A 5,687-nucleotide genomic window follows, 5' to 3' on the forward strand; every position below is an offset into this window, starting at 1 on the left:
GGCCCGCTCCACGGCATCCCGTACGGCGCCAAGGACCTGCTCTCCGCTCGCGGCGCCAAGACGACGTGGGGCGCGGCGCCCTATCAGGACCAGGTCATCGAGGACGATGCCTTGGTCGTCCGCCGCCTCGAGGACGCGGGCGCCGTCTTGGTCGCCAAACTGACGCTCGGTGCCCTCGCGTGGGGCGACGTCTGGTTCGGGGGCACGACCAAGAACCCCTGGAATCCCGACGAGGGCTCGAGTGGGTCGAGCGCCGGGCCGGGCTCGGCCGTCTCAGCGGGCTTGGTCCCGTTCGCCATCGGCAGCGAGACCCTTGGTTCGATCGTGTCGCCCTCGACGCGGAACGGCGTCACCGGCTTGCGCCCGACGACCAACCGCGTCCCGACGGACGGGGCCATGGCGTTGTCGTGGAGCATGGACAAGCTCGGCCCGATGACGCGAAATGCCGTCGACGCCGCCCTCGTCTTCGACGCCATCCGTGGCCCGGCCGACGGCTCGCCCGACGCCGCCTTCCCCTTTGCGCCGTCGAGCCCGCTCTCGGACCTCCGCATCGGCACGACGGTCCCCACGGACGACCTCGAGGGCGACGCTCAGCTCGCCGACCGCGACACGGTCGAGGTGCTGCGCGGGTTGGGCGTCGAGCCCCGGCGTGTCGAGTGGCCGAGCGAGTTTCCGGTCGGGCCGCTGCGGCTCATCTTGGAGGCCGAGGCGGCCGCGGCGTTCGGCGAGTTCACGCGCTCGCGCGAGATCGACGGGCTCGTTCGCCAGACGCGGGACTCGTGGACGGCCGTGTTCCGCCACGCCCGGTTTATCCCGGCCGTCGAGTACATCAACGCGAACCGCATCCGCACCCAGCTCATGCGCGCCATGACGGCCTTGTTCGACCAAGTCGACGCGCTGGTCGTGCCGAGCTTCGACATCGGCATCTTGATCACGAACCTGACGGGCCATCCGGCCGTCGCGATCCCGAACGGTCTCTTCCCCGTCGAGGGCCATCCCGAGCGCCGAAGCCCGCACTCGATCACGGTCGTCGGGCCGCTGTGGGGCGAGCACCACGCGCTCCGCGTGGCCCACGCGATCCAGGATGCGACCGATACGCACCTCCAGAGACCGCCCACGAGCTGATGAACATGTGAGGTACACCTGGGGCGGGGCTGTAATGGTCTCGGGTGTCACACAAATGCGTCACCAAACGGAGATGTAAACGCACGCGTGGAGGAATCCGGGTGCCCCTCTCGTTCCTTGGAGGCATCCCACCACCGCCCGCCATGACGGCCATCGACCTCCGCCGGATCGCACTAGCGACCGTCCTCATCGCCCTCAGCATCACGCTCTCCGCCTTCGACGTCCCGCTCTAGCGTCAGCAAAAAAAACGCCCCCGACACAGGGCCGGGGGCGCGAGAGTCGGCCTCGAAAACCGTCAGGCTGGCGGGGCCAACGAGACTACTTCGTGTCGATGGTCACCTTGTCCATCGTGTCGCCCTGCTTGATCGCGTCCACGACGTCCTGGCCCTCGACGACGTTGCCGAAGACCGTATGCCGTCCGTTGAGGTGCGGCTGGGGCGCGTGCGTGATGAAGAACTGAGAGCCGTTCGTGTTCGGCCCCGAGTTCGCCATCGAGAGCGATCCGGTCTCGTGCGTCAGCGGGTTGCCGACCGTCTCGTCCTCGAACTTGTAGCCCGGCCCGCCGGTGCCGGTGCCCTGCGGATCGCCGCCCTGGACCATGAAGTTGGGGATCACGCGGTGGAACGTGAGCCCGTCGTAGAACCCGTCCTTTGCGAGGGTCACGAAGTTGTTGACGGTCTTGGGCGCGTGCTCCGCCGAGAGGTCGATGACGATGTCGCCGCGGTTGGTCGAGATCGTCGCGCGGTAGTCCGCGTCGGTATCGATCGTCATCTCCGGGGCGGAGGAATACTGCTTAGCCATTCTTAAGGGTTGGGTTGGGGTGTGCGGTAAACGGGAGCGCGTGCGTGCGGTTCGACCTCGAGGGCGCGTGAGAGGGCGAGAAGAGGTGAAGAGCGATGCTCGCTGACTGCCCGAGGAGCGGTGCGAGCACGGGCGGTCGCTGCCCTCGAGGGCGGCACGGGGACCTGCGGCTGGCCCTCGTCGTCCTCGATATCAGCCGACCGGGACGGCTGCTGTGGGCGCGCCGTCTCCGCGCGACTCCGGCGCGTCGAACTGCCGCTCGGCCAAGTCCGCGTAGAGCCCGCCGAGCGCGACCAGCTCCTCGTGCGTCCCTTCCTCGACGACCCGTCCGGCCTCGAGGACGACGATCCGGTCCGCGTCGCGGACGGTCGCCAGGCGATGGGCGATGACGAACGTGGTCCGGCCGCTCATCAGCTCGTCGAGGGCCTCCTGCACCGCGGCCTCCGAGGCCGCATCGAGGGCGGAGGTCGCCTCGTCGAGCAGCAGGATCGGCGGGTCTTTGAGGAGGGCCCTCGCAATCGCCACGCGCTGTCGCTGTCCGCCCGAGAGCTTGACGCCGCGCTCGCCGACGGGCGTGTCGTAGCCCTCGGGCAACGTGTCGATAAACTCGTGCGCGTACGCCGCCTTGGCCGCGGCCTCGACCTCGAGGTCGGTCGCGTCGAGCCGCCCGTAGCGGATGTTGTCGCGGAGCGAGACGCCGAACAGCTCGACGTCCTGGGCCACGACCGCCACGCCGTCGCGGACGCTCGCCAGGGTCGCGTCCTTGACGTCGACGCCTTCGATCGAGACGGTGCCGGTGTCCGCGTCGTAGAAGCGGGGGATCAGGTTGAGCAAGGTCGTCTTGCCCGCGCCGCTCGGCCCGACGAGCGCGATCGTCTCGCCCGGCGCCGCTCGGACGGTCACGTCGGTCAGGATGGGCTGGCCGTCTTGGTAGGCGAACGACACGCCCTCGAGGACGACGGATCCGCGCACGTCCTCGAGGACGATGGCGTCCTGCCTCTCCACGATCTCGGGCTCGGTGTCGAGCAGCTCGAACAGGCGGTCGGAGGCGCCGGCAGCGCTTTGAAACGACGTGTAGAGGCGGCCGGCTCCGGCCACGCTCCGCGCGATATTGAGCGCGTAGAAGATGAACGCGACCAGCTCGCCGGCCGTCAGCCGGTCTTGCAAGACCTCTTTGCCGCCGTACCAGAAGATGACCACCAGGGCGACGGAGAACGCCAGGCCGACGCTGTTCCAGAACGCGGCCACGATCCATGCGCGTCGCTTCGAGGTCCCGAACAGCGCCTCCACGGCGTCGCGGTAGCGCCCGACCTCGTACGGCTCCCGGCCGAACGCTTGCACCACGCGAACCGCCGTGATCGCTTCCTCAGCGACGGCCGTCGTATCGGCGAGCTGGTCCTGGATCGTCCTCGAGAGCTTCCGCACGACCTGGCCGAAGTACCGCATCGCGATCGCGATCGGCGGGACGACGGCGAAGATGACGAGCGACAGCCGCCAGTTGAGCGCCAGCATCAGCGCCACCGACCCGACCATGGTCAGCGACAGCCGCAGGACCTCTGCCAGGTCGCTGGTCGCAGCCGACTGGATCTTCGAGACGTCGTTGGTGAGACGGCTCGTGATCTCGCCCGTCCGCTGGTCCGAGAAAAACCGAAGACCGAGTCGGTGGAGGTGACTGTACAGGCGCTGCCGCAGGTCCGTGACGACGCGCTCGCCGGTCCAGTCCATCAGGTACGTGCCCGCAAACCCGAGCACGGCCTGCAACGCGAACAGGCCCAGCAGCGCCAGCGCCAGCGTGTCCAAGAGCGGCCCATTCGCGGCCTCGAACACCGAGTCGAGCAACCGCTGCAACCCGAGCGGGACGACCAGCCCGACGGCCGTCCCCAACAGCGTAAACACGATCGCCGCCACGAGCCGCCCGCGGTAGGGGCGCGCAAACGACAGAATCCGGCCCAGCGTCTTGGCGAGGGAGCGCGGCGCGTCAGGTGTTGCCATGCGCCGTCAACGGTCGCGCGCAGCACGGGGGTTCGTTCCTCACGAACGCCTCATGCGGGACGTCCTCGAGGTCGCTAGTCGTCGCGCGCCGTCGACGGGGTGCGGTCGACGGCCTCGTCGCCGTCCTCGACGCGAGGGCTCGACTTGAGGTCGTCGTCCAGCGTTCGGCCGACGTACGCGTTGCCGGCCTCCGCCACGCGGGCGCCGTCCTCGACCTCCGAGGCCGCGGGAGCAGCATCTCGTTCGAGGTCCATCGAGGGCACTGCGTCTTGAGGTTGCTCAGGCTTGCGTGGAGTGGGAGAGTCGGACATGGGAGACGAGGGATGGGAGCTCCTCGAACCAGCAGCCGGCCGTCGGGTTGCGCCCTCGAGGTCGGCATCCGTCTTGCGTCTAACGCTTCTAGAGTCGCACAAGATGGGGAGAACCACTAGTTTGCAGGCGCGCCACTGCCACCACCATGTCCCAAGGCGCCTCTAACGACCCTGAGGTCGAGGCACTCCTCGAGGCCATCCGCACCGGCCAAGCCGACGCGTCGGCCCTGTACCGGCAACTCTACGACGAGCTCCACGGGCTCGCACGTGCGCAGCGTGCGCGCTGGCAGGGCAACTGGACCATGAACACGACGGCCTTGGTCCACGAGGCGTACGTCAAGCTGGTCGGCAAGACCAACTTCGAGAGCCGCGCGCACGTCCTGGCGACGGCGAGCCGGGCCATGCGCCAGGTACTGGTGAGCTACGCCGAGGCGCGGAGCGCCCAGAAGCGCGGCGGGTCGACGCCCGACCTGCCCCTCGACGAGGCCGTCGCGCACCTGCTCACCGACGACCAGGCCGACGAAGTGCTGGCCCTCAACGACGCCCTCGCCAAGCTCGCCGAGGCCGACGAACGCGCCGCCCGCATCGTCGAGTGCCGCTACTTCGGGGGGCTTTCGGTCATCGAAACCGCCGAAGCCCTCGAGGTCTCCGAAGCGACCGTCACGCGGGGGTGGCGGGCGGCCCGCGCCTGGCTCTACGGCGAGCTCAAGGACGACCGTCTGTTGAGCAACTCCTGATCTCCGCTCACACCGGACGCGATGTCCGACCGCTGGCAACTCCTCGAGCGCCTCTTCTCTGAGGCCGTCGACCTAGCTCCTGACGAGCGGGCGGCCTACCTCGAGGACGCGTGCCGCACCGACGGTGCGCCCGACCGGGGTCTCCGAGAGGAGGTCGAACGGATGCTCGCCCTCGACGCCCAGGCCGGCGGCCTCTTCGAGGGCGTCGTGGCGGGCGGATTACCGGCGCCGGTCGAGCGGGCAGTCCCGTCACAAGTCGGACGGTGGAGGATCCGGGGCCGTGTGGGCGAAGGAGGCATGGGGGAGGTCTTCGAGGCCGTCCGCGCCGACGGCACCTACCAGCGGCGGGCCGCGATCAAGCTGGTCCGCCCCGGCCTCGCGCCCGACGTCCTGACGCGGTTTCGCGCCGAGCGCCACCTGCTCGCTCGCCTGGACCACCCCGCCATCGCGCGCCTCCTGGACGGCGGGACCGCGGGCGACGGCCGCCCCTACCTCGCCCTCGAGTTCGTCGACGGCGTCCCGATCACCGACTATGCCGACCGGCGTCGGCTCGGCCTCGAAGCTCGGCTCCGGCTGTTCGCCCAGGTCTGCGACGCCGTCGCCTACGCGCACCGGCAGCTGGTCGTCCACCGCGACCTCAAGCCGTCGAACGTGCTCGTAAGCGTAGAAGAGGGGCGGCCGGTCGTCAAGCTGCTCGACTTCGGCATTGCCCGACTGGCTG

At 69.4% G+C, this 5,687-nt stretch carries 8 protein-coding genes; 4 read left to right on the plus strand and 4 right to left on the minus strand.

Features of this window, described 5'->3' with window-relative positions:
* Together WBA11_RS18755 and WBA11_RS18760 are read left to right on the plus strand one after the other, a co-directional pair.
* Positions 1 to 1,125: amidase (locus tag WBA11_RS18755; protein WP_424522151.1), on the plus strand; the 1,125-nt coding region annotated here is incomplete at its 5' end.
* Between the two features lie 101 nt (positions 1,126 to 1,226).
* Positions 1,227 to 1,358 carry a hypothetical protein gene (locus WBA11_RS18760; protein WP_424522152.1) on the plus strand — a complete coding sequence of 44 codons (132 nt, stop codon included), beginning with the start codon at positions 1,227 to 1,229 and terminating at the stop codon, positions 1,356 to 1,358.
* A gap of 85 nt (positions 1,359 to 1,443) precedes the next feature.
* Here WBA11_RS18760 and WBA11_RS18765 read toward each other — a convergent pair whose 3' ends face one another.
* From WBA11_RS18765 to WBA11_RS18780, 4 genes are all read right to left on the minus strand, one after another.
* Positions 1,444 to 1,926: a peptidylprolyl isomerase gene (locus WBA11_RS18765; protein WP_424522153.1), complete on the minus strand. Its 483-nt coding sequence runs from the start codon at positions 1,924 to 1,926 to the stop codon at positions 1,444 to 1,446.
* Complete coding sequence (locus tag WBA11_RS18770; protein WP_424522154.1) at positions 1,919 to 2,056, minus strand: hypothetical protein; 138 nt, start codon at positions 2,054 to 2,056, stop codon at positions 1,919 to 1,921. Before WBA11_RS18770 ends, WBA11_RS18765 begins: the two co-directional genes overlap by 8 nt.
* A 62-nt stretch (positions 2,057 to 2,118) precedes the next feature.
* On the minus strand, positions 2,119 to 3,918 hold the full coding sequence (locus WBA11_RS18775; protein ID WP_424522155.1) for an ABC transporter ATP-binding protein: 1,800 nt from the start codon (positions 3,916 to 3,918) through the stop codon (positions 2,119 to 2,121).
* Between the two features lie 74 nt (positions 3,919 to 3,992).
* Positions 3,993 to 4,229, minus strand: a complete 237-nt coding sequence (locus tag WBA11_RS18780) for a hypothetical protein (RefSeq protein ID WP_424522156.1) — start codon at positions 4,227 to 4,229, stop codon at positions 3,993 to 3,995.
* A gap of 146 nt (positions 4,230 to 4,375) precedes the next feature.
* Here WBA11_RS18780 and WBA11_RS18785 point away from each other — a divergent pair, with 146 nt between their 5' ends.
* A complete protein-coding gene (locus WBA11_RS18785; protein WP_424522157.1) occupies positions 4,376 to 4,966 on the plus strand; it encodes an ECF-type sigma factor in 591 nt (196 codons plus the stop codon).
* Between the two features lie 21 nt (positions 4,967 to 4,987).
* A partial coding sequence (locus tag WBA11_RS18790) for a serine/threonine-protein kinase (protein WP_424522158.1) occupies positions 4,988 to 5,687 on the plus strand: 700 nt, incomplete at its 3' end.

This window comes from Rubrivirga sp., from assembly GCF_049648075.1.
Classification (GTDB): Bacteria; Bacteroidota; Rhodothermia; order Rhodothermales; family Rubricoccaceae; genus Rubrivirga.